We start from the raw sequence: 24,942 nt of genomic DNA, 5'->3' as shown, positions 1-24,942 counted from the left end.
TGATAACGAGCTCGCCGTCGAGGCTGCGGTCAAAATTCAGAATGCTGGAAGCGTAGCTGTCGCATTTTTGGCTTCACACGAAGCTGGCGAGTTCATACATGCCGCAGGCCCGCTCCATGAAGCCGGCCGAATGGATGCCGACTGCCTTGGCGCCGCCGCGCCGGGCGTTGCGATGCAGCGTTCGACCAGGCGGCGGCCGAAACTGCGGCTGTGTGCGCTATGATACACCGCCAGCGTGCCGAGTCCCACCCAGGAAAGCCCAAAGGAGCGCGGCGCCCGATTGCCACCGCGCTCCCTCCACGGGATGTGATTCACACGAACACAAAGTCACCGGCGTTAAGGTTCGCCACGTTGACGCCGGTCAATGTGATCGTGTTGTTCGTATCATAGGTGATAACGGCGTTGGCACCGACCTGCGCCATTGCCGCCTGGACCGCAGCGAAGCTCGTGAAGACCGAATTCGAAAACTCAATCTGATCGCTCGATGAACCTGTCAGGGAAAAGCCACTAATGACGTCGCGACCGAAACTTTCCCCGAATACATAGACGTCATTCGCGGTGCCACCCGTTAGCGTGTCGTTGCCGTCTGCGCCGATGAGCCGGTCGTTACCGCCTTGACCCGAGAGCGTGTTGGAACTGCTATTGCCCATGATCACGTTGGCGAGGCCGTTGCCCGTGCCGTTCGAAGCAGTGCCCGTCAGCATCAGATTTTCAAGGTTCGCGCCGAGAGTAAAGTTGGCTGACGACTGAACGATATCGATGCCAGCATTGGAGCCTTCCGTGACAGTGGCTGTCGATATATCGACCACGTAGGTGTCGTTGCCCGCCAATCCTCTCAGCGTATCTCCGAGGCCGCCGGTCAGCGTATCGTTGCCATCGCCGCCCGTTATGATGTTCGCCAAGGCATTGCCGGTGCCTGCGAAGTTTGCCCCTCCCGTAAAGATGAGGTTCTCGACGTTCGTATCCAGCAAATACGACACCAAACTCGTCCGAACAGTGTCTGTGCCGGTCCCAGCGCCCGCCGCCTCGACGATGGTATCGCCAACGTCGGTGACGATATATGTATCGTTGCCCGAGCCGCCAGTCAGGATGTCGAGACCAAGCCCGCCGTCCAATGTGTTGGCGCCAGTGTTGCCTATGAGGCTGTTGTTGAGCTCGTTGCCCGTGCCACCAAGGCCTCCTGATCCCGTAAGGATGAGCTGGTCGACATCACTACCCAATGTGTAGGTGACAGAACTCCGCACTGTGTCAAAGCCCTCATCGGCAGCTTCGACGACCTGATCACCGACATTGTTGACGACGTAGGTGTCGTCGCCACCGATCCCGATAAGGATGTCGGCACCACCGAGGCCATCGAGCGTATCCCCTCCGTTTCCTCCCGTGATGGTGTTGGCGAGCGAATTGCCCGTGCCGGTGAAGTTGGCCACGCCGGTATAGGTCAGCCGCTCGACGTTGCCGACCAAGAGATAGCTTGTCAGCGTAGTCCTGACCTCGTCCGAGCCGCTGTTGGAGGATTCCGTGACAGCATCACCAATTGACTCGACGTAGTAGACATCGTCGCCCTGCCCGCCCCTCATCGTGTCGGCGGCGGCTCCACCGTCGAGCACATTGCTCCCGGTATTTCCGGTAATGGTGTTGGAGAGTTCGTTGCCCGTTCCGTCGATGCTCGCGCTTCCGGTCAGAAACAGGTTCTCGACGAAGGCGGTCAGCGTGTAGCTCTGGTCCGTCTCCACTGTGTCAGTGCCTTCGCCAGAAAGCTCGACAACAGTGTCTTCGGCAGGGTCGTCCGCCGTTAGGGTATACGTGTCGTTGCCCGCTCCGCCGGACAACGTATCAACGCCGGCTCCGCCGGTGAGCCGGTCATTGCCAACCTCGCCGAACAGTTCATCGCTGCCGGCAAGGCCCGACAATGTGTCGTTCCCCGCACGGCCGAAGATCTGGTCCTCCTCGCTCGTGCCGGGCAGAGTGTTCGCCGCTGCCGTGCCGATGATAACGGGCGCAACGTTCTGGACCTGGATGATCAGCTCTTCTTGGTAGGTCTCTCCGGAGCCGTCGGTCACCGTAAGCGTCACAATATGTGACATCGCGGTTTCGAAGTCGATCTGAGCACCAGCTGCTACTCGTATCTCATTGCCGACGATTTCGAACAAGCCCGAGGGATCGTCAATAGTGAACTCGAGCGTGTCGCCGGCGTCGGCATCTACCGCGTTCAGCACGGCGACGAGTGCGCCGGGAGCCTGGTTCTCAGTAACCGTGCCGCCTGTCACGCCAATGTCCGTGGGGGCCTCGTTTGCGTTGATGATTGTGATCTCGAAGCTCTCCGTGTAGCTGAGGCCACTGGGGTCGGTCACCTCGACAGTGACATTGTGAGAAGGCTGCTGTTCGAAATCGAGGACGGCTCCGGCCGCTACGACTATCGAGTTGCCCACGATTTCGAAACGGCCGTCTGCGTCATCAATCAGCACAAATGCCAGCCCACCGGGACCGTCGGGGTCGGACCCTTCGAGAGTGGCCACCACGGTGCCTGCTGGCGAATTCTCCTTGACCTCGCCCCCAGTCAACTCGATGGCGTTCGGCGCCTCGTCGACATTGAGCACGTTGATCGTCACCGTGACGCTGCGGGTCAGACCCGCCGCGTCGGTCGCGTTGACGACGATCGCCTGCTCGGTGTCAACTTCGAAGTCGAGGTCGGCGCCGTCGGCAACTCTGATCTCGTTGTCTACGATCACGAAGCGGCCGCCCGCGTTGTCGGCGAGCGAGAAGGTCAAGCTGTCGCCGGCGTCTGGGTCCGTGGCATCGATCGTGGCCACGACCGTGCCGGCCACGGCGTTCTCATCGACCTCGTTACCAGTGACGACGAGCGAGTCGGGCTGCTCGTTGACGTTGGTGACGTTGATGGTGATGGTCGCCGAGCGGGTGAGACCGCCCGAATCCGTGACGTCCACGGAAATCGTGTGCGTCTCGTCGGTCTCAAAGTCGAAGCTCGCTCCTGCGGCGACCTGGATCTTGTTATCCACCAGTGTGAACAACCCACCGCCGTCATCGGTCAGCGAGTATGTGAGGGTGTCTCCGGAGTCCGGATCGGTCGAACTCAGGGTGCCGACTAAGAGACCTTCTGTTGCATCCTCCGCGATCGTGTCGCCGGTCACGGTCAGCGAGGTGGGCTCTTCGTTGACGTCGTTCACCGTGATGATGAACGTCTTGTCGCGCGAGGCGCCGCCAGCGTCCGTCACACGCACGGTGATCTGATGGGAAGCCTGAGTTTCCGCGTCGAGCAGTGCGCCTTCCGCCACCACAAGCTCGTTGCCGTTGACGAGCGCAAAGAAGCCGCCGCCATCGTCCACGAGAGTGATCGTTTCCGCGTCTGCCGGATCGGTGGGAGTCAGCAGTCCGACAAGCGTTGACCCCGTTGCATTCTCGTCGATCGAGGAGTTGTCCAAGGTCAATCCGCTGGCCGAGTTGGTGACCGTAATCACGAGATCCCGGGTGGCGGTCCCTCCGTTGCCGTCCGAGACCTCGACGGAGACCTGGTAGATGTTGTCGGCATCCGAGTCGGCTGGGCTCTCGAAGTCCGGCGCAGGGATGAAAGAAAGTGCACCCGAGGTAGGATCGATTGCGAAACGCGAAGCATCGGCACCGCCAGCGATGGAATAGGTCAGCGTCTGCCCGGGATTCGCATCGAACGCTCGCAGCTGAGCAACCGACGTGGTTTTCTCGGTTACAGAGATGGAGCCGTCGCCCAGCCCGGTATCTGCCACCAGGAAAGTATTTGTCTGACCCGCTATCGTTGCGGCCGCGCTGAAGGAACCGGTTCCGTCCCCACGGTAGATTGTCAGGTTGTCGGGATAGTTATTTGCGACGGCGTCGAGATGGCCGTCACCATTCAGATCCACGAGTTGGCGAACCGGAAACTGCAGTGAAACCGGGGAAGAGAACCCGCCTGAGCCGTCATTGAGGTAAAGCTTGCTTTCGACGGAGTTGCTGGTGACCAGGTCGGTGTGGCCGTCCTCATTGACGTCGCCGGCCAACACCAGTAGCGCTTCGTCCAGCGCCTGGCCGGTATCGACCATTTCTCCCTGGCCATCGTTGAAGTAGACCTGCGTTGGCTGGGTAACTGTCGCTACCACCAGGTCCAGATCACCGTCGCCGTCGAGGTCAGCCAGGGCGTTGCCGCCTGATTCGAGCGCCGGGAACTGTTGGTCCGAGGGCTGGAATTGACCGCTTCCATTGTTGAAGTAGATCTTTTCGGAAGTGAAAGACTCCGATAGCACCAAATCTACGAACCCATCTCCATTGAGATCGCCGAAATTCATCGACCCGGTGCCGGAGGCGAACTGCTGTGTGAGACTGAAGGTGCCGGTTCCGTCGTTCGAGTAGATGTCGACGGATCCATGGATATTGAGAAAGGCTAGTTCCATCTGCCCATCATTGTTGACGTCGAGGAAATAGGCGCGGCTCTGGAACTGGGCGGGGAACTGATTGCCACTGTCAGTGAAGGTTCCGTCACCGTTGTTGAGATACAGGCGTCCGTAGCCGTTGTCGCCGGTGACGGCGAAATCGAGCCGGCCGTCGCCGTTGACGTCAGCCGCGTCCATTCCGTAGGGAAATCCGCCTGTCACCGCGAAGGTAGTGCTGGTGGTGAAGTTGAAATCACCGCCATTCTGCTTGACCTGCCCACCGCCATTATTCGCGACCAAGATCTCTGGAAGGCCGTCGCCGACGAAGATCGGTGCATCGTTCTCGACTTCGTTTTCATCAGTCAACGTGACCGTGATCAGCTGATCGTCGAAGGCACCTTCGCTGTCCGTTGCGCGCACTTGCACGTCATAAAGATAATCGAACCAGCCGCCATTGAGATTCGGGTTCTCGTAGTCCTGAGATTGTGTGAAGGAGAGAGCTCCGGTCTGACTGTCGATCGTAAACAGGTTGCCGTCGAAGCCGCCGACGATCGAATAGGTCACCTGGTCGCCCGCATCCGGGTCGGTCGCCGACACGGTGGCTACGGCGGTGGTGTTCTCGGCGACCGAGATCGCGGCCGTTTGGCCGCCACCGTTGGAGGTGATCGTGGGGGCATTGTTCGGGAGCAGTTGATCCAAGCTCTTTTCGCCATCGGCGAATGCAAAGCTCTCGACCCCGATGACATTATCGGTTCCGTCAGGAGCACCGCCCCTGAGGTCGGCGATTGTCAGACTGCCGTCTGGGTTTCGTGTGACCTGGTAATCCGACCGATTGCCCGAATAGATCGCTTTGTCGGAACCGACACCGCCGTCGAGCCAGTCATCGTCACCGCCACCTGTGAGAAAGTCGTCGCCGTTGTCGCCGAAGAGTTGGTCATCGCCCGCGTCGCTCGAGAGCGTGTCACCTCCATCACCACCGGCGAGATCGTCGTTTCCGCCAATAGCGAGCACGACGTCGTCGCCGGCGCCGCCGATGAACTGCAGGACCTCGACATTGACGAAGGTCGCCCCCTCGCCCACTCCGGTCACGGCAGGGTTGCCAGTCATCACGACGGTGACTGCGGTAGTCACAGCCGCCCGGTTTATGACCACCTTGTCGGTGTCTGCACCGCCGTCGATCGTGTCGGCGCCGCCGTGGGAATAGATGGTATCGTCGCCCGCCCCGCCATCGAGAGCGTCCGTGTTCAAGTTTGAACCGTCGTCGTCGAGGATCGTGTCGGCGCCGCCTCCCGCACTGATCGTGTCGTTGTCGGCGCCACCATTCAGCGCGTCGGCGCCGTCGCCCCCTGTCAGTCCATCGTCGCCGGCCTCACCATGGGCGTAGCCGCCATCGGCACCGGTGTCGAGCGTGTCGCCGTCCGCGCCGCCCCAAAGCGTGTCTTGTCCAGGGCCGCCGGAAAGAGTGTCCTCTCCGGCATCGCCGGACAGGATATCGGTCCCGCCGCCGCCGCTCAGCGTATCGTTGCCGGCGCCGCCGAAGATCTTATCGTCGCCGCCGAGCGTAGTGACGACGTCGTCGCCGGACCCGCTCTCGAAAGTGAGGTTCTCCACATTGACGAAGGTCGTGCCATCACCAATTTCGGTGACGGTCGCCGTATCGACCATTTCGATGAGGAACGCGGCCGTCGCCAGCCCGCGGTGAATGTGTGCCTTGTCGTCGCCGTCGCCGCCGTCGATCGTATCCGCCCCTCCCAAGGATGCGATGTCGTCGTTTCCAGCCCCGCCATTCAAGACATCGATGCCGGTCGAGCCCACAGCGTTGTCGTCGATTAGCCCGTCGGCGCCACCACCGGCATTGATCGTGTCGTTGCCACCGCCGCCGGAAAGGAAATCGTCGACGTCGCTGCCTGTCAGCCGGTCGTTGCCGCCCTCCCCGATGGCGGCGCCGCCGTCGAGGCCGACATCCAGCGTATCGTTGCCCTCGCCGCCGGAGAGATAATCATTTCCGGCGTCACCCAAGAGTGTGTCATCATCATCGCCGCCATAGATGGAATCGTCGCCGTCGCCGCCGAAGACGGTGTCCGAACCGCTGCCGCTGTCGACGGTGTCGTTTCCGCCAAGCGCCTCGATCAGGTCATCGCTCGTTGTCCCGTTCAGAGCTGGATCGTCCTCCCCGGTGCCGGCGATCTCGTTGAGGTTCTGGACGATGATCGCGACTTCTTCCTGATAAGTGCCGCCGGTGGAGTCGGTCACCTGAACCGTAATCGTGTGTTGGTGTGAAGCTATCGCCTCGTAGTCGAGGACGGCGCCGGCCTTCACCCGGATGTTCTTTCCGACGATCTCGAAGAAACCCGAAAGGTCGTCCGTGAGCGTGTAAGTGAAGCTGTCGCCGGCATCGGCGTCGACCGCGTCGAGCACGGCGACGACAGTGCCGGCCGGTGCGCCTTCACCGACGATGCCACCGGTGACCAGGATATCAGTTGGAGATGCCATGATCGTTCCCCTCCCTTGCGAACCCGCAGCCGTAGCCTCAACGCAGGCTAGCGAGAGGGAGAAGTCGCGTCATACCTCAAACGGGTGAGCAGCGTTGTATTTCGGTATTATCGACAAAAGCGCCGGGAGGAATATCCTGGATGCCAAGACCAGAGCGAACCGACAGGCCGAGCTCGCCTCGCACCTGAACTCACTGCCGCTCGAGCCAATCGATCTGGGGAACTGCAAATATCAAGTGTGACGAGGGCATCAAAGATATCATCGAATCTAAGCTAGGGAGGGAGCTGTGGGACGGCACGAGCGGATCGAAAGGGCGATCGACGCCTGCTACGAGGCAATCCTGGTCCCGGGGACTTGGCCTGATGCCTTGCATGGTTTGGCCCGCTCACTCGATGCGGCCTGCGTCATGTTCTACCCTAGGAACCCCGACTCGCGCGGCATTGACCCGCGAAGTCCCAACCGGTCTGTCCTGGATATGCCGATCTCGCACGACTTCCGCGATCTTCTTACGGAATATATTCGAAACAACTGGTTCCTGAACCACTACCGGGCTGAGCGCGGCTTTCCGCTGCTCGACTCCGGCAGAATCGTCGTAATCGAAGACGACCTCTCCACGGCCGATGAACGCCGCCGGCTCCGTCACTACAATGAACTATACCTGCCCTTCGGCTTTCCGGGGTTTGCCATGGCCGCCTGCAGCGTCGAAGGCATGCCATGGGCGGTGCCTATGCTGAAAGGTAAAGGTCAGGGACAGTTTACCCGGGAAGACGCGCAATACCTGGCGACGCTCCTTCCACATTTCCGGCGACTGATAGCCCTATCCGAACGTCTCGTCACTTCACAGGGACAGGCAGGTCTCAATGTTCTGGGCATCTCCTGCGCGGCCTTCCTGCTGGATTGGCGGGGCACGGTGATGCACTTCAACTCGAGGGCAGGACGGCTACTCGGCATCGGGCTGTCGTTGTCGAACGGGCGCCTTCACGCAACTTGGCATGAAAGCGATGCAGAACTGCAGCGGGTCATCCAGATCGCTACGCGCACGCGAACGGCGTCCGCGCTGAACGATGTTGGACCCGTTGTGATTGCCCGACATGGCAGGCGCCCGCTCCTCGTGGATGTGCTGCCCACAATCGGCCTCATTGCAGATGTGTTCCAATCCACCAGTGCCATCCTGGTCGTATCAGATCTCGATGAGAGGCCCCTTCCGTCTACGGCTCGCCTACGAAATGCGTTTGGCCTGACTGCAGCCGAAGCGCGCGTGGCAAGTCACCTGAGCGGCGGGCATGATTTGGACTCCATCGCGGATGAGATGAAACTATCACGCGAGACCGTTCGCGTTCACCTTAAAAACATCTATTTCAAGACAGATACGCACCGTCAGGCAGAACTGGTTTCTCTGGTAACGCGCATCTATCGGAAAGACGCATGAAGCTGACTTGACAGAATGCAAGCTTTCCAAATGCCGGCCTCTACCGGCGAAGAAAGAGCTTGTCCGAAATGCAACTTGCGGTATTGTGCCTTGGGGATTTTGAGACTGCATCTCATCGCTTATATTAAACTGCTTCGAAGCTACGGATGCACGGACAAAGGGGTTAGTCGAAATTTTCAATTCTGCCAGCTATCTGCAGTTTGAAAGGCATCTGGAAGCTGCGACACTCGATGAGATGGAATGGAGGTCGATCTGTGACAAACTCGCGGATCTGATTGGTGGGTTTGGCGCATCTATCGATCCGGCCAACCCTCACCAACGAGGCCCTTGGTGCGTTCATTCGCGATCACTGCGGGAGAATGTAGAGGAATATTTCCGGGAGAACTGGTCGGAACTCGACCCGCGCCCGCGAAGTTTCGAAGTCGCCCGGCGAAACGGCTTCGCGACCGATCTCGACATTGTTAGCCCAGATATCATCCGAAGCCATCCCTACTACACGGATTTCCTTCGTCGACGGCGGCTAGGTCATTTCGTAGGGATTCACCTCCGGGTAGATCAAAAAGATTGGATGATTTCGGTGCAGCGCCCGGAAGGCGCGGGCGAGCCGTCGAATGAATTGATAGAGCACATTCCGCGACTACGGCGTGTAATTATGGGCCATGCGAGCCGCGCGTTTGCGATTGGCGCGACCAAACTTGAGAATTGGATCAAGGGCTTTGATGAGGCGGATCGGGGGATCGCCATCATAAGGCGAGACGGCAAGGTCGCTCGTCTCAACGCCGAGGCGGAGAGATTGCTAGCTGTCTCTGGCCTGCTGCGAGGCAACGAGATTGTATCTCCTGACAAGATAGCAGGCTTGCAGTTGAAGGATATGCTTGCAAAGGTTACGCAGATGGACACCACCGAGGAATATTCGCCGCCAATCGTATACTCGCTTGGCGATCGAACCTTGGTGCTGGACGTTTTTCGACTTCCCAGAACCTTGCGACAATTTTTTCTATCAGGTGCGGCGGTGTTGGTCGTGAGATCTGCAAGCAAACAAGTCATGGACGTTGCGGCGTCACTCGTTCAGCAATTCGGCTTGTCTTCCACCGAAGCCGAAATTGCGATGGGGATCGCTGAGGGGAAAACTCTTAGAAGTCTTTCCGAACAGCTCGCACTTAAAGAAGGGTCCGTCCGCCAGTATCTCAAGATAGCAATGGCTAAAACAAACACTCACAAGCAAACGCAGTTGGTTGCTCTTATGAAGGATATCGAGAAGAGATAGCCGCCTATCCGCGTATGAAATCCATCACGCTCAAATCCGAAACTCGACGCAGATGGCCTGAATCCACCGTCTCGCGATTCCGGGTCTCATCGAAACCATCACCGATATTGCCGATTGTTCGCACTCAACAAAAGGGCCCCACCGACGGTGCCGGTGAGGCTAGTTTTTCACTATATCATTGGGCGGACGTCACTCCGCCTACCTAGATCACCACGAAGTCAGCGGCAGTTAGGTTGAGGCCTGTCGAGAGGCTGGCAAATTTGATCGCCGCCGCACCGCCCTGTCCATCCGCGTCATAGAAGAGTCCACCAGAGCTTGAGTTGTAGAGGACGACGTCATCGGCATCGCGAGCGGAGGTGGCCACATCCTTGAACAAATCGGCATCCAGCGATCCTATTGCGGCAAGTGCAGTGAAGACAGCATTTTCAAGATGGATCGCGTCATCCGTCACATCGAAGTCGATGATCTTGTCGACATTCGTGGACGCATTCAGTGCTGTGCTGAAGACGAACACGTCAGCACCCGTTCCACCGGTAAGCGTGTCATTTCCCGACAAGCCATTGATCGTGTCGTCGCCACCCTGACCGTCGAGCTTGTTCGCGCCCGCATTGCCGAGCAATCCCTGGCCGACTTCGTTGCCGGTCAGATCGATGCCGGACGTTCCCGTTGAGCCGTTCGTGGTGATCAACTCGATATGGGCGCCAGCATTGAGCGCATAGTCGACGGCCGACATAACACGATCTGCCGCTCCCTGCGTAACAGTCTCGATGATCACGTCGCCCGCGTTGAAAATTCGGTATGTGTCGTCGCCACCAAGACCGCGTAGCGTGTCTGCGAGACCCGCGCCGCCATCATGAATGATGTTTTTGCCGGCATTGCCCATGATCTCCTGAGCGAGCGTGTTACCCGTGAGATTGATCGCCGCGGTGCCACCATTCGAAGTGGTCCGCAGAAGCTCCGCTTCCACGCCAGCATCCAAAACATAGCTGGTGTTGGCAGTCACGGTATCATCACCGTCACCTGCCGCCTCGAAAACCTGGTCGGCCGCGTTGTCGACGTAGTAAATGTCATCGCCGGCTCCGCCTGCCATGATATCTGCGCCACCTCGACCGTTGAGGACGTCGTTGCCATCAAGGCCGGTCAGAACGTTCGCCACACTGTTGCCGGTCAGGGTGTCTTTGAAGTTCGAGCCTAAGACACGTTCAAACTCGAATACGAAATCTCCGTCGGCGCTTCCTCCAGAGGCCGCGCCGGTCTCCAGATTGACAGTGACACCGGCAACCGAACCTTTGTATGAGGCCGTGTCCTGCCCGGCGCCTCCGAACAGGTAATCCCCACCGGCACCACCATCGATCGTATTGTCACCAGCGTCGCCGACGAGAATGTCGGCGAAAGCTGAGCCGATCAGATTTTCGATTGAGTTGAACGTATCGCCGGTCGCGTCGCCGCCAGTGGACGCTCCTGCCATGTTGACGTTTACGGATGCCGTCGACGCGGCATAGGTCGCGGTATCGAATCCATTGCCGCCGTTGAGGGCGTCGGCGCCGACGCCACCTTCAAGAAGGTCGTCGTCATCGCCGCCGTTCAACGTGTCGGCACCGTCACCGCCGACGAGTTGGTCCTGCCCACCGAGGCCGCTCAGCGTGTTGTTACCGGAGTTGCCGGTGACCACGTTGTTATCGCCGTTGCCGGTGCCATCGACGCTGTCGCTGCCGGTCAGCGTCAGGTTCTCCACGTTGGCCGCAAGGCTGATCGTGACGGCACTCTTCACCAGATCGGTGCCACCGCCCAAGGCCTCGATGATGAAATCCGAGCCATCTGCGATGAACGTGTCGTCGCCCGCGCCGCCGTCCAGGTTGTCGGCGCCAAGACCGCCGTCGAGCGTGTCATTGCCGTCACCGCCCGAGATAATGTCATCGCCCTTGCCTCCGGCCACCTGGTCTTGGCCGCCAAGCGCGGCATAGGCGATAGGTCCGCTGGCATTTGCATTGGTGACAATGATGTCGTCGTCATCCGACAGATTGACGATCAGAACTGCTTGCGACTGGTTGTCGTAATGACCGAGCGCTTGGTCGGTGATGTCGACGCCGTCGACTGTGACGTTCGTCGGGCCGGTCTGCACCTTATTCGGCTCGCCGATGCGGATGCCCGTCGACGTGCCGTTAATCGAGCCGCCGATAATCTGAACATCATCAAGCGTTGCGGGGTTGCCGGCATAGGAGCCGTCCATACGCGCTTTGATCGCAATGGCCGCGCCGTTCACGTGTGGTGACCCGCCTCCGTTGGACAGGCCGACATTGGTGAGAGTCGGATTGAGAATGACGATGCCGCTGTAGTCGCCATATTTCAGGTTGAGCTCGATACCGGATCCGTCGGTGCCAACACCGCTGTAGGTTGGTATGCGGCCGAACTGGCCGACATTTGTCATGACGATGTCCTTCAGGACAGCATCGTCCAATCGCTCGACATAGATGCCCTTCCAAGTCAGGTCATCAAAATGCGTGCCGTCGATCAGCACTCCCGAGAACTCGCTGCCTGTTGCGGCATCAAATGAAATGCCCTGGAAGCTGTGGGAGATGGTGCCGCCCGTCATCGTGAAATTCGTGACAGCCGACGCCACGCTGTTGTTGTAGATACCAAAAAGGTTGTCGGTAAGGACAACGCCGTCGAGGGTCAGCCCGTCGCTGGTGGCAAGTCCAATGCCGCTATAATAACCGCTCACAGTGATATTCTTGATGGTGACGTCGTCGCCCGTCACTGTGATGCCGTTGCCGGCCGCACCAGTATAGGCCGTTGCCGTCTTGACCCAGTCCGAGATGTGAGTGCCGGAGGCGATACCGTTATCGGTCTTGAAGGTGCCGTTAAAGACAACATCCCCAGCATTGCCAGTGGCGCTTTCGATCGAAACGCCGTCTGCGGCAACCGAGAAATTGCCGGTATACTGCCCGGACGCCAGCAGAACCTTGTCTCCCGTGCCCGCCGATGCCAGCGCGTTTGCCAGTTCGGCCGAATCGTGGACAAGCCAAACATTTCCGTCGTTGAACTCGGCCTTCTCTACACTGGTTAATGTGTCGGTCGCTCCTGCTCCAGTCGTGATCTCGAAGTGGTCGCCGTTCCACTCGATGCCGGCACTGTTGGCGTTGTCATTGACGTTATAGGTGTCCACGCCCGCGCCACCGTTGAACGTGTTGTTCCCCGCAGTGCCGGTGAAATGATCGTTTTCCGAACCACCAGAAGCGTTTTCGATCGAAGTCAACGACGCCGTTGCGCCGCCGCTCGCGGTTCCGGCGTTGAGATCAATAGTCACCGAGCTGGTCGCCGACGAAGCGTCGAACGTATCGTTTCCACCCCTACCGTCGATGGTGTCTGCACCCGCCGACGCATAAACGACATTGTCGGCCGAGCTGCCGAACAGGCCGTCATTGCCTGCACTGCCTTTAACGTTCTCGATACTGGAGATCATCATCGTTCCGGTGACGCTCGAAAAGCCGAGCCCGGCCGAGAGGTCTACAAAGGCGCCGCCGGACCCTGCCGCCGACATGTCGAGCGTGTCGACGCCGTCACCGCCATCCACCTTGTCGCCACCAGCCGAGGCGAAGATGTAATCGTTCCCCGCACCGGTATTGATGTTGTCGGTGCCGGCCCTGCCGACGTAGGCGTCATCCGTTGCTCCGCCAACGAACGTCGTCGGCCCTGCGGGACCGTCGATGAAGAAAGTCCCGGCCGAACTGGTGTTGCCCGCCGTGCTCAGATCGACAGTCATGCCGGTCGGCACATTTTTGAGATTCAAGTCGGTGTCAGCGTCGCCGAAATTGTTGTTTTCAATCCCACCGAGGGTCGATGAAGTCGGCGTCCCGACCGAAATGGCGGTGCCGGCCAGCTTGAACTCGTTTCCGTTGATGACAACCTTCGTCGGGTCGAAGGCGTCGACATTGATCGAGGTCCGGGTCGAGTCGAACGTGTTGCCGCTGACTTCCAGTGCGATTCCGCCACCATCGGACCAAATGCCGCGACCCCAGGCGGCGTCGCCATATTTGCCGCCCTCGCCACCGATGTAGTTGTTGGCGATCGTAACAGAACCCGTCGCGATCGGCCCCATGCCTATCGCCCGATCGTCGACACCATTCGCACCACCTGCCACCTCCGACCAGAAGATCGAATTCGCAACGGAATGGCCAGCCCCATTTGCGATCCAGAGGGCTGGCGCAGAAGGTCCACCTCCCGTCGTGGTTGCATCATTGAGGAACCTTACGCCGTCGATCGTCGCTGCGCTCGTGGCAGTAACAGAACTGCGGCCAACGATTGTCGTTTCTCCCAAACCTGATGCCACATCACGGGCCCCGTCAGCGCCCGTGACACCTGACTGGGCGCCTTCAATCGTTACGGCCTTATTGATCGTCAGGTTCTCATTGAAAACACCGGCGACAACCTGAATGACGTCGCCGTCCTGAGACGCGTCGATCGCGCCCTGGATCGTATTGAAGACGTTGCCGGTCTCTGTTGCATTCGGGTCGACGATAAAAGTAGGCAAGTTGATCTCCTTTGCGCGCACCGGAAGGTCAAAGTAGTTTATCGGGCAAACGCTTTCTTGTTCCGTCGACATCAGGCGACGAAAGCCAAACACTCATTGTGCTATTGCAAGCTCAATAACACATGCAACAAGCACGATTATTCACCAACGCTACGCGCTGACTATTCATATTGCGGAAGAATACGGAGAGACAACTATTGCATTTGCGGCACTGATCGTGCCACTCGCCACCCCAGACTTTCCTACCCCAGCCTAGAGAAGCATTTTCCGATTAACGAAGAAATTACCATTTGGTAATTCCCGAGACATTTTTTTGCTTACATGTTTTGATAATTGTCACTTCATTTGTAAAGAAATTGGCGAAACACCTCTTAGGCGAAGCATCAGGCTCCCTACGAGACCGTTGCGAACTCAGGCTTAGGGACCTGCTTTCGATAGCAAAGCCAGGCATGAATGAAGTGGCGCTGGAGCCTTTTGGCGAACGAAGCAGCCACTGCCCACGTTGACGGAAGTCAAATTCGAGAGGCTTCCTTGGTATACGCTATTTTCCCAAGCAGGGCATGCTGCCCGCCCCAATAGGGACTGTCTGGCCCCGCTGCTCCAAGGAACAGCGGGGCTGGCCTGCAGATAGACAGCCAAGGCGGAATGCTCCCCCGCCCCAGGGCGCGGGATCGGTCTATTCAGATCGACCTCGCGCTCTGATTGTAGCAATCTGAGATCGAAGGTCGATAGGCAGAATGCATTGTTCTGTGAGTCCAGACGGAATGTATCTGGGCCGACGCGAATCGAGACCGACTTTCGATCTGCTGTCACGATACGATTTTGAACCCCTCTCGTCTTGAATTACGACTCTATCCCCTTGGTATTGCTTCGCTCCACCTGATCACACCGCAACGCTTCAACACGAGCGGCCAGGCGTCCCGCGGCGACCGTCACGCCGACGCCTCGCGCACCCGATTCATCCCAGATTACGTGCTCAATCGTTTCGAACAGCGGGGGTGGTCCGTTCCAGTCACCGATGCCAGCTCAGCCAATAGGCCGATCATGCCGATTGATATCCGGAGCCGGATGCGCGGCCTGTGGAGATCAAGCTGCAATCGATCAAAGACGAATAATGCCGCCACCTCGTCGTCCGCCGGATGCGGCCAACGCCGTCGGCGTTGGCGTGATCGGCCGCGATCAGATGCGGCAGTAAAAGGTGAACATGCCCCGCCAAGGGCAGTCAGTTCCACCAAAAGCTCATGACACTTGGAGGCTGCAAGTGCCGTCTGTTCCGACGGAAGAATGCGCGGATGAATTCATAAGATCAAACTCCATGAGTTACATGGACAAGATCCGTTAGAATCTAAACTCATTGATTTGCTGATTTTAGATATTAATACACATAGCCTGACATTATTAGCTATATCTAGAAGTATAATATATTAACTAAATGCCATAGGATAAGCTACTTATGAACAGGATCGCAGGGCGACCCTACGCCAATACCAATCTTACCAGATTCCTGGAGAAGCGTGTCCTGGAACTGAAGCGAGAAAGTCACAGAGACAGATCGCAGACGAGGCCGGCTTCCTGTCGACCAACATGTTCTCGATGATCAAGACCGGTGCCACGAGGCTGCCGCTCGATCGCGTCCCTGCCCTTGCCAAGTCCTTGGAATGTGACCCGGCTCGCTTGTTCATTCTGGCACTGGAACAGCAGGACAATGCCCTGGCAGTCGTCGTGAGGGACATCTTCAGGATCGCCGTCTCCGCCAATGAGGCCACCTGGATCGAGGAGCTGCGGGACGCTTCCGATCATTCCGATCCGACGCTCACCACGAAGGCCCGGCGTGCAATCAGGGCGCTGTTCGGCAAATGAAGATCCACCGGAAACCTGATGCTTATTACGTGGAACCGTTCGATCTGACGGAGAACGAGCGCGGCTGGATCGAATTCATCCGCCTTGCGTCGCGCGACACCGATCCGAAGCCGACGCTCGATCGCGTCCAGCAATTGCAGAAGATGTTTCGAAATGAAGGATAAATTTTCCAGTTTGTGGCCGAGCGGCTTTGACGAGCGCTGGATCGGCAAATCGATCCCCAAGCGCGACTGGCATTTTCATCGGCAGCTGCTGGCGCGCTACGGGATCGTGCTGGCAGCCGGCGAGTTCGCGAGCATGGTGCGTGACATCAAGCATGGCGCCGCCCTACCAATCATGAAGCTGTCGCCTCGAAAGGTGATCTACTCCGTCAAGATCGAGCGAGTGCATGAACGCATCTATGTCGCCTCTGACGGGCGGCAGATATTCACCGCCTGGCCACCGAAGAAGAAACTGAACGAGATTCGTCGGCGGATGACCGATCGATCGTAAGCCGTCGGGATGCGCTTCACGCGCCCCAGTGCCCGATCCGGCAGTTCTAGCTAGCGGATTGACCGGAACAAAAGAGTCCGGTTGGGGATTCCCGGCGGCTTGCTGACGTGTGAGTCTGGGGGATGCGCGATGGCATCACTTTCACCATATCCGCCGCCGAGCGTCGGCGATTGTGCGACATTGCAGCGGCGCCGCAGAGTCGAAGCCGATCACGTCATAGTTGTCGAAATGCTGGAAACGCTTCGCCGGCAGCGGGCCGGGAGCTTGGACTGGCGGCGGGGCCGCTGCCGTCGCGACCGGCGGATTGCGTTAGCTAGCTCGGCAGACCACAGCCTTTCGTTGCATTATCCGTTGCATGCAGTTCGGTGGGCGACATCCTGTCGTTGCATGGGCAGGCGACAATCGGCACGCTTGGAAGCACGTGGGCCTCGTTGAAGCTGAAATGGCGCGAGGCAGTTCATCCGGCCCAGGCTCCGAACGCAGGAGGTTTTTCTGCGGGGGGCCTAGTGATTGGCCGGTGGACGATGTCCAGGCCTTTTTCCGCTCCTCGCAATGCCCCGACGCAGAACGGATTTCCGAAGCTGCCGGTGCAACGCCATTGACCTCCCGATGCGTCGGAAACCGCTGGCGAGGAAAATGACATGGCTACCACTTTGACGACGGGCAACGACGGCTACGTGGCGGATGGCGGCGAGGTCGTATACGCGCTTCAAGGCAACGACCAGATCAACATCGTTCACGTCGACGACAGCGGAGGCGGCCAACTCGACTTCGACTACTTTTCACCCGGCCAGGCCTACGGAAACCAGGGTGACGACTTTCTGCGCAGCTTCGATTTCGGAGACATGCTCTACGGCGATTCCGGCAACGACACGATCTACGGCGGAGCCGGCCGCGATCATCTCGAAGGCGGCTCCGGCCATGACACGATCTGGACCGGCACCAGCGAATGGGTGGTCGATGTCTTCGACGAACTCTCCGCCACGCTCGACGGCGAACTCGTCTGGGCCGGCACGGGCGACGACAAGGTCTACCTGCAAAATGCCGACAACGGCGACATCGTGCATGGCGAGGACGGTCACGACACGCTCTATCTCTACAACAGCGACGAACTGATCTCGCAATTCTCGCTGATTGCCGGCGGTTCCAATTCCGGGCTGGTCACTTCGAACTTCGAGGTCCTGCACTATTATGGCGGGGACATTTTCGAGGTTGTCGAAGGCGGCAACGAACGCGACTGGATCTATGGCCGAGGCGAGACCGATCTCATCTCGGGCTGGGATGGCGACGATCTGCTGCGCGGCGACGAAGGAGCTGACATCATCAATGGCGGCGACGGCGCCGACGACATCCTCGGCGGCGACGATGACGACGTGCTGCGCGGCGATGCCGGCGACGACCTTATCCGCGGCGGAGACGGCAATGATGCGATCACCGACGGGGCTGGCGGTGACGACGTCTTCGGAGACGCCGGCAACGATACGCTGCGCACCGGCACGGGAACTGACACGGTTCGCGGCGGCACCGGCAACGACGTCATCCGCGAGGACGGCTCGGACGTCACCTACCGCAGCGTCGGCGGAACCCTGTTTCCCATCGTCGGCGGTGACACGCTGCGCGGCGAGGACGGCAACGACGACATCCAGGGCGGCTCGGGCGCCGACATCATTGAAGGCGGCAACGGCGTCGATACGCTGCGGGGCGGCGACCATAATGACACGATCGCCGACGGTTCCGGCGCCGACAAGGTCTTCGGCGATGCCGGCAACGACACCATCCATACCGGGACGGGCACCGACACGGTGCATGGCGGCGAAGGCAATGACATCATCCGCGAGCAGGGATCGGATGTGGTCATCGTCACCATCAACGGCAATCCGATGCAGCTTGTCGGCGGCGACATCCTCCACGGCGACAATGGCAACGACGACATCCAGGGCGGCAGCGGCAAGGACGACCTTCTTGGCGGGGCCGGCAACGACATCCTCAATGGCGGCCAGCATGGCGATCTTCTCGACGGCGGCAGCGGGACGGACACCGCCTCCTATGCCCTGGCCACCGCCGGCGTGACCGCAAGCCTGGCCAATCCGACGCTCAACAGCGGCTTCGCCCTGGGCGACAGCTACGTGGCGGTCGAGAACCTGACCGGTTCGAGCTTCGACGACATTCTGAACGCCGACAATTCGATCAATACGGTGGTCGGCGGCGGCGGCAACGACAACATCAAGGGTTACCGCGGCAACGACACGCTGACCGGCGGCGCCGGTGCCGACAACTTCATCTTCAATTCGGAACTGGATGACACGACCAACGTCGACACGATCACCGACTACAGCGCGTTCGCCGACACGATCCATCTCGACAACGCGTTCTTCACCGATCTTGCAGCTGGAGCGTTAGCAGCCTCGGCATTCAAGGACATCGCCGGCGGCCCGAAGGACGCTGACGACAGGATCGTCTACAACTCCGGCACGGGCAATCTCTACTACGATGCCGACGGTTCGGGCGCCGCTTTCGGGAACGTCAAATTCGCCGCGCTTGTCGGAGCTCCTGTGCTTACCGCATTGGATTTTGTGGTGATCTGAACTCACCGTTTAACGTGCCGGCGGCAACTCCTCGTCGAAGCGCAGCGAGTTGTAGCCGACCAACGTCGAACGCAGGTCACGCCACCTCTATTGCGACGGCCGACCCTCCCCCTCACAGAGTTTCCCCGTCATCCGCAATCGAGGCTTTTGCGCACTCGTTGCGGAGGCTGACGATTTCGAGCACCCGGTATGCGTCGATCGGCAGCCGGGTGAGTTGAGTTCCATGAGGATCAACGGATAGCCTGTCAAGGAGGTGATGCGGACGGCGACTCCTCGGTCACGTCGCGTGCCGACGATAGGCCGGGCACCTTTGTGAGCAGCACATCGACCCTTGCATCAGGACATTCACATCGACGCCGCGGCTCGGCGAACGGCCACGCGGAAACGCCAGGCAAAGGCACTGGTCGAGCCTGGTATCTGGCCCCGAATCCCAAGCCTTCCTATTCTTTGCCGGCGAGCCAGCGGATGATATTCGCCATCAGCTTGCCGTAAAGCGGCCATCCGAGAAAGTCCTGCGAGAGCCAATGCGGGCCAATGTCGGTCGCCCAGGCAACCGTGCGGCCGCGGCCATGGTTGCGAACGGCAAGAAGCGGCCAGTCAGTCCCGCGATGGTGGCAAGTCGCGAGAAGCTCGGAAGAACCGTCGCTCCTGAAGTCCAGCTTGTTCATGCCGAGGATCGGCGGCCAAGGCCCCTCAATGCCGGCAAATAACGGATGGGGCGACTGCACGATGGCAGGCTGCAGGCCTTGTGGCACCTCCATACCGTCGCAATAGGGCAAACAGCGAACGGGCAACACATCTTCGACGGCTGTGTCGTGGAACCGCGCCGTCCCGAACATGCCCTGAAAGCCCATATACCCGCCCGCCAGCATCAGCCCGCCACCGCTTTCGACGTAGGCTTTCAGGACATCGAGGCGGTTGATGCCCACGCGACCGGCACGGGCATCCGGCGTGACCAGCAATGTCAGTGCGCCGACATCCGAAATGACCACCGCCTGATATTGAGCGAGCGCATCGAGGTCGTAGGGAAACTCCACCGCGCAGCGCTCACCGCCGATCTGCGTGACTGCGATGCCTTCGGCGGCCATCGCGGCGCTGAATGCCGTCGCGCCGTTGATCGTGGTTGCACTTGTGAGAACGTCACCACCGATGGCGACCGAAGTCGTCGCCGCAAAGGTTTCACCTGCAAGCAGCACGTCCATTGTCACCCCGCACCAATCGATCGATCAAAGAGAAACAGGGACGCCAATCAATCTGGCGCCCCCACTGCGGATCTAACCGCCGGGTCAGAACTTGAACTCGGCCAGATTTTCGGGGGTAACAATATTAGCCGGCCCGAGGACCAATTCCCCGCCAGCGCCTATCGTGTATTCGCCGAGTCTGCCTGCGGTGAGCTTTTCACCTTCCTTGCCGGTGATCTTGCACTGCGCGACGGCTTGGGCTGTGTGATAGGCAAGATAGCCGAGATCTGTGACATTCCACCAGATGTCCTGCGCCGCGCCGTCCTTGATGTATTTCGAGATCAGTGTGGCCGGCGCGAGGCCGGTCAGCTTGACCTTGCCGATCATGCCCGCCTGCTCGAGCGCACGCGCGGCCGCCGGAAGGCCAATGCCCGCCGGGACGATGATCACCTTGAGATCCGGAAACGCCTGGACCAGGGCCAGCGCCTGTTGCTGGTTGATCTGTTCGCTTTCCTCGCCGTATGCGACCTGCACCAGCTTCATCTTGGAAAATTTCGGCTCGGCCGCCATCTTCGCCTTCATGAAGTCGATCCAGGCGTTCTGGTTGGTCGCCGTGGGCGTTGACGACAGGATCGCGAATTCGCCTTCACCGCCGCTCAGGTTGAACGCACTTTCCAGCATCATTTCGGCGAGACTGTCGCCCTTCACCTGGTTCACGAACACGGCGCGGGCGTCGGCCGCCACATCGGAGTCATACGAAATCACCCTGACGCCCTGCTGAACGGCGCGCTTCAGCGCAGGCGCAACGGCATTGGCGTCGTTGCCGGCAATCGCGATGACCCCGACCTTCTGTGACACCAGGCTGTTGATGAATTCGATCTGCGCCTCGGCCGTCGCCTGTGACGGAGCGACCTGGATAGCGGTGCCGCCAATTTCCTTCGCTGCCTCTTCGGCGCCTCCAAAGGCCACCTTGAAGTAGGGGTCCGTGTCGAGCTTCGGCAGGAAGCCGACCGTAACGGGTTCCTTGGCGCACTCCTGGCTGAGGGCGAGCGAGGCTGGCGCAAGCAGAACGGCGGATGCGAGCAGGGCTAATCTAAACGCTTTCATTGTGACTCCTCCGTGAAAATTCGGGCTTGAAGGAAGGGGCCCGAGATCACCCCTTTGTCTCGCGCATTGCGCGGGATCTGCTGAGCAGCTCCTGTGTGGAGCGCCAGTAATTGCCGACGAGCAGAGAGCCGATAAGCAGCATGCCGATGATCATGCCCTGGGCATCGCCGCCGATCTGGTTGAGCGCCAGCACGTTGCGGATGATGGCGATCAGGACCAGCGCCAGCATGACGCCGGTCAGGCGGCCCTTGCCACCAAAGACGCTGACGCCGCCGAGCAGCACGATGGTGATGACATCGAGCTCCATGCCGAGCGCATTGTTGGCGCGGGCATTGGAGAGGCGCGCGGTATAGACAATGCCGGCGATAGCGGCGACGACGCCCGAGACGACGAACAGTTTCAGGACCATCCGGCGCGTGTCGATCCCGGAATAGCGCGCCACTTCGGGGCTGCCGCCCAGCGCATAGATGCGCTTGCCAGTCGGCGTCTTTTGAAGAACCACTGCGAAGATCGGCGCCAGCACGAGGAAGGGCACGATGGTCCAGGGTATCTGGGTGCCCGGCAAGTTGTTGATGCCGAAATCGACAACCGCGGGCGGCAGGATGTTGACCGAACCCGTGCCGAGCAGGATGTAGCCGACACCGCGATAGAGCGCCATGGTGCCGAGCGTCACCACCAGCGACTGCAACCCCAGGCCCGAGACCAGGTAACCGTTGAAGGCACCGAGCAGGCCGCCAGCGACAAGCGTCAGCGGTATTGCCGCCAGCGTCGGCACGCCGGCCTGGACGAGCAGGCCGAAAACCACGGACGTCAGTGCCAGCACCGAGGCGATCGACAGGTCGATCTCGCGGGTGATGATGAGCAGCGTCATCGGCAGGATCAGCAACGCCTTTTCCGACGCGCTCGCCGCCAGTTGCGACAGATTGAATCCGGAGACGAAATTCGGCACGAAGATCGCCGCATAGAGAAAGATGGCCAAACAAGAGGTCGCCAGCAGCAGGTCCCAGAAGTCGATCGAGCGCAGGAATTTTCTCATCTCGCCCTCGCCAGTCTCGCCTGCTCGGCGCGTCGCACGATGAGGGTGTCGATGCCGATGGCGACCAGGATCACCACGCCGTAGACGCCCTGCAGCCAAAGTGGATCGACCCTGACCAGGGTGAGCCCGTTGCGGATGACCAACAGCGTCAGCGCACCGAACACGATGCCCAGCAGCGTGCCCGAACCGCCGCGGATGGCGACGCCGCCGACCACGGCCGAAGCGATCACGGTAAGTTCGAAGCCGAGCGCGACGCGGGCATCGATGGTGGCGTAGCGGGAAGCCCAGAGCGCGCCGCACAGGCCGCCGAGCAGACCGGCCATGCCAAAGGCCATGAGGATGCGCCGGTCGACGGGAATGCCGATGAGACGCGCACCGTCCGGGTTGGATCCCGTGGCAAACAGTTCGCGTCCGACGGCCGTGCGATAGAGCAGCACGTAGCCGGCACAGAGAATGACGAGAGCGATGACAACGATCAGCGGCACGCCGACTATCTTCAGGCCGGTCATGTCGAGCCAGGCTTGCGTGACCTCATCGGCGCTGACCTGGTCGCCGGCCGCCCAGATCGAGTTGAAGCCGCGAAAGATCGACATGGAGGCGAGCGTAACGACGATTGCCGGAATCCTTCCCCCGGTGACGACAAGGCCGTTGAGCAGCCCGGCGACACCGCCGACCGCACAAGCGGTCGCCAGGCCGACCCCGATGTCCAGCCCCGGATAAGTCTGAACCATGCTCGCCGCCATGTAGGCCGAGAGGCCGATCACCGCTGCGATCGAAAGGTCGATGTTGCGGGTGATCAGCACCAGCATCTGGGCCAGCGCGGCAACGACAAGCAGGGCAGCGTCCATGGACACCGCGGTCAGGTTTGCTGCACTCACCATCCGCGGGTTGATGATGGTGACAGGGATGGCGACCGCCAGCATCGCGGCGAGCAGGCCGAACTCCCGCCGCTTCAGGACATCGAGCGGTCCCTTCTTCTCCTCGCGAGCAGCGCGCTGCTCCCGCGCTGCCGGGTCGGCGTGTTCGGCGGTCTTGGTGGCCGCTTCCAACACCTTTTCCTGGGTCGCTTCGCCTCTCGCGAATTCGGCGGTCCGGTGGCCTTCGCGCAGAACAACGATGCGGTCGCACATACCGATGAGCTCGGGCATCTCGGAGGAGATCAGTATGATCGCCATGCCTTGTGCGGCAAGGTCGGCGATCATCGCATGCACTTCCGCCTTGGTGCCGACATCGATGCCTTGCGTCGGCTCGTCGAGGATGAGGACGCGCGGCTCGGTGCGCAGCCATTTGGCCAACACCACCTTCTGCTGGTTGCCGCCGGACAGTTCCTTGACCGGCTGCCCATACCCGGAAAAGCGCAGCTTCATGCGCTTCAGCCAGTCCGAAACCAGATCGATCGCGCGGTCCGTGCCGTAGAGGCCTGCCCGGGCAGCCTTGTCGAGGACGGGCAGCACAGCATTGTCGAGGATGGAGAAATCCATCACCAGACTCTGCCCCATGCGGTCTTCCGAGACATAGGCGATCCGCGCATCCATGGCATCGCGCGCCGATGTGAAGGTGACCTGCCTGCCGTCGATCAGGATTTCGCCGGCGTCCGGCTGGTCGATGCCAAACAGGGCGCGCGCGATCTCGGTCCGCCCGCTGCCGACCAGGCCGCCAAGCCCGAGCACCTCTCCAGCGTGGAGCTTGAGGTTGATATCCGAAAAGCCGCCGGCGCGCGAAAGGCCCCTGGCCTCCAGCACAAGCGCGCCAACCGCGTGGCGGCGTTCGGGATAAAGGTCGGTGACTTCGCGGCCAACCATCATGCTGATAGCTGCCGCGCGCCCGAGTTCCGCCTTGGGTTTCACACCGATGAGACGACCGTCGCGCAGCACCGCGATGCGGTCGGCAATGCGGAAGATCTCATCCATGCGATGGCCGACAAACATCATCGCCACGCCGTGCAGCCTGAGATCGGCGACGACGGTGAAAAGCCGCTCGACCTCGCGCTGCGACAGCGCGGCCGTAGGCTCGTCCATGATCAGCACACGCGCATCGAGCGACAGCGCGCGGGCGATCTCGACCAATTGCTGTTCGGAGGTGCGCAGCGTTCCGAGTCGCGTTTCGGCAGGCACGTCGAGACCGACTGTCGCTAGCACTTTCCGCGCGCCGACCAGCATGGCGCGGTTGTCGATCCCGCCAAAGCGGTCGCGCGGCATATGGCCGAGATAGATGTTTTCCGCAACCGAAAGATCCGGAAACAAGCCGGGATGCTGGTGCATGACCGAGATGCCGGCGGCCTGGGCGTCATGCGGCGAATGGAAAGCCGCAGCCTTGCCGTCGACCTCGACGTGACCGTCGGTGGGAGAATAGACGCCGGCCAGCAGTTTTACGCAGGTGCTCTTGCCAGCACCATTCTCGCCAAGCAGCGCCAGCACTTCGCCGGAGCGCAATTCGAAAGACGCATCCTTGAGGGCAATCGTGCCGCCGAACGCCTTTGTGGCATGAACCAGGGCAACGGGGGCAGCCACGTCCCTCTCCACAGCGGCATCGGCTTCGACATGTGCGCCCAGCTCCAGCACCTT

At 60.2% G+C, this 24,942-nt stretch carries 12 protein-coding genes; 6 read left to right on the top strand and 6 right to left on the bottom strand.

The window, feature by feature from the left end; translation table 11 throughout:
- Positions 1–311 precede the first annotated feature (311 nt).
- Positions 312–6,890 carry a cadherin domain-containing protein gene (locus RB623_RS09945; protein WP_308056636.1) on the bottom strand — a complete coding sequence of 2,193 codons (6,579 nt, stop codon included), beginning with the start codon at positions 6,888–6,890 and terminating at the stop codon, positions 312–314.
- A gap of 286 nt (positions 6,891–7,176) precedes the next feature.
- Here RB623_RS09945 and RB623_RS09940 point away from each other — a divergent pair, with 286 nt between their 5' ends.
- A complete protein-coding gene (locus RB623_RS09940) occupies positions 7,177–8,319 on the top strand; it encodes a helix-turn-helix transcriptional regulator (RefSeq protein ID WP_308056635.1) in 1,143 nt (380 codons plus the stop codon).
- A gap of 235 nt (positions 8,320–8,554) precedes the next feature.
- A complete protein-coding gene (locus tag RB623_RS09935; protein ID WP_308056634.1) occupies positions 8,555–9,586 on the top strand; it encodes a helix-turn-helix transcriptional regulator in 1,032 nt (343 codons plus the stop codon).
- 202 nt (positions 9,587–9,788) lie between these two features.
- On the opposite strand, the gene RB623_RS09930 is transcribed toward RB623_RS09935, so the two are convergent.
- The gene (locus tag RB623_RS09930) at positions 9,789–14,117 is read right to left on the bottom strand and encodes a calcium-binding protein (protein WP_308056633.1); all 4,329 of its coding nucleotides are present in this window, start codon (positions 14,115–14,117) and stop codon (positions 9,789–9,791) included.
- 1,593 nt (positions 14,118–15,710) lie between these two features.
- Here RB623_RS09930 and RB623_RS09925 point away from each other — a divergent pair.
- The 4 genes from RB623_RS09925 to RB623_RS09910 all read left to right on the top strand — a co-directional run bounded on the left by RB623_RS09925 (position 15,711) and on the right by RB623_RS09910 (position 19,054).
- The gene (locus RB623_RS09925; protein WP_308056632.1) at positions 15,711–15,977 is read left to right on the top strand and encodes a hypothetical protein; all 267 of its coding nucleotides are present in this window, start codon (positions 15,711–15,713) and stop codon (positions 15,975–15,977) included.
- Positions 15,974–16,141, top strand: a complete 168-nt coding sequence (locus RB623_RS09920) for a hypothetical protein (protein WP_308056631.1) — start codon at positions 15,974–15,976, stop codon at positions 16,139–16,141. The genes RB623_RS09925 and RB623_RS09920 overlap by 4 nt, the downstream gene beginning before the upstream one ends.
- Positions 16,131–16,469: a hypothetical protein gene (locus tag RB623_RS09915; protein ID WP_308056630.1), complete on the top strand. Its 339-nt coding sequence runs from the start codon at positions 16,131–16,133 to the stop codon at positions 16,467–16,469. Before RB623_RS09920 ends, RB623_RS09915 begins: the two co-directional genes overlap by 11 nt.
- Before the next feature lie 641 nt (positions 16,470–17,110).
- Positions 17,111–19,054: a calcium-binding protein gene (locus tag RB623_RS09910; RefSeq protein WP_308056629.1), complete on the top strand. Its 1,944-nt coding sequence runs from the start codon at positions 17,111–17,113 to the stop codon at positions 19,052–19,054.
- A gap of 440 nt (positions 19,055–19,494) precedes the next feature.
- On the opposite strand, the gene RB623_RS09905 is transcribed toward RB623_RS09910, so the two are convergent.
- The 4 genes from RB623_RS09905 to RB623_RS09890 form a co-directional block, all read right to left on the bottom strand.
- Positions 19,495–20,256 carry a glutamine amidotransferase gene (locus RB623_RS09905; RefSeq protein ID WP_308056628.1) on the bottom strand — a complete coding sequence of 254 codons (762 nt, stop codon included), beginning with the start codon at positions 20,254–20,256 and terminating at the stop codon, positions 19,495–19,497.
- A gap of 84 nt (positions 20,257–20,340) precedes the next feature.
- Positions 20,341–21,342: a rhamnose ABC transporter substrate-binding protein gene (locus tag RB623_RS09900; RefSeq protein ID WP_308056627.1), complete on the bottom strand. Its 1,002-nt coding sequence runs from the start codon at positions 21,340–21,342 to the stop codon at positions 20,341–20,343.
- Between the two features lie 46 nt (positions 21,343–21,388).
- Positions 21,389–22,378 carry an ABC transporter permease gene (locus tag RB623_RS09895; protein ID WP_308056626.1) on the bottom strand — a complete coding sequence of 330 codons (990 nt, stop codon included), beginning with the start codon at positions 22,376–22,378 and terminating at the stop codon, positions 21,389–21,391.
- Positions 22,375–24,888: an ATP-binding cassette domain-containing protein gene (locus RB623_RS09890; RefSeq protein ID WP_308056625.1), complete on the bottom strand. Its 2,514-nt coding sequence runs from the start codon at positions 24,886–24,888 to the stop codon at positions 22,375–22,377. Before RB623_RS09890 ends, RB623_RS09895 begins: the two co-directional genes overlap by 4 nt.
- Between the last annotated feature and the right edge of the window lie 54 nt (positions 24,889–24,942).

The organism is Mesorhizobium sp. LHD-90, from assembly GCF_030929505.1.
In the GTDB taxonomy this organism is placed as follows: domain Bacteria; phylum Pseudomonadota; class Alphaproteobacteria; order Rhizobiales; family Rhizobiaceae; genus Kumtagia.
Note: the sequence above shows the minus strand (reverse complement) of the source record. Positions and strands in the feature narration are given on the sequence as shown.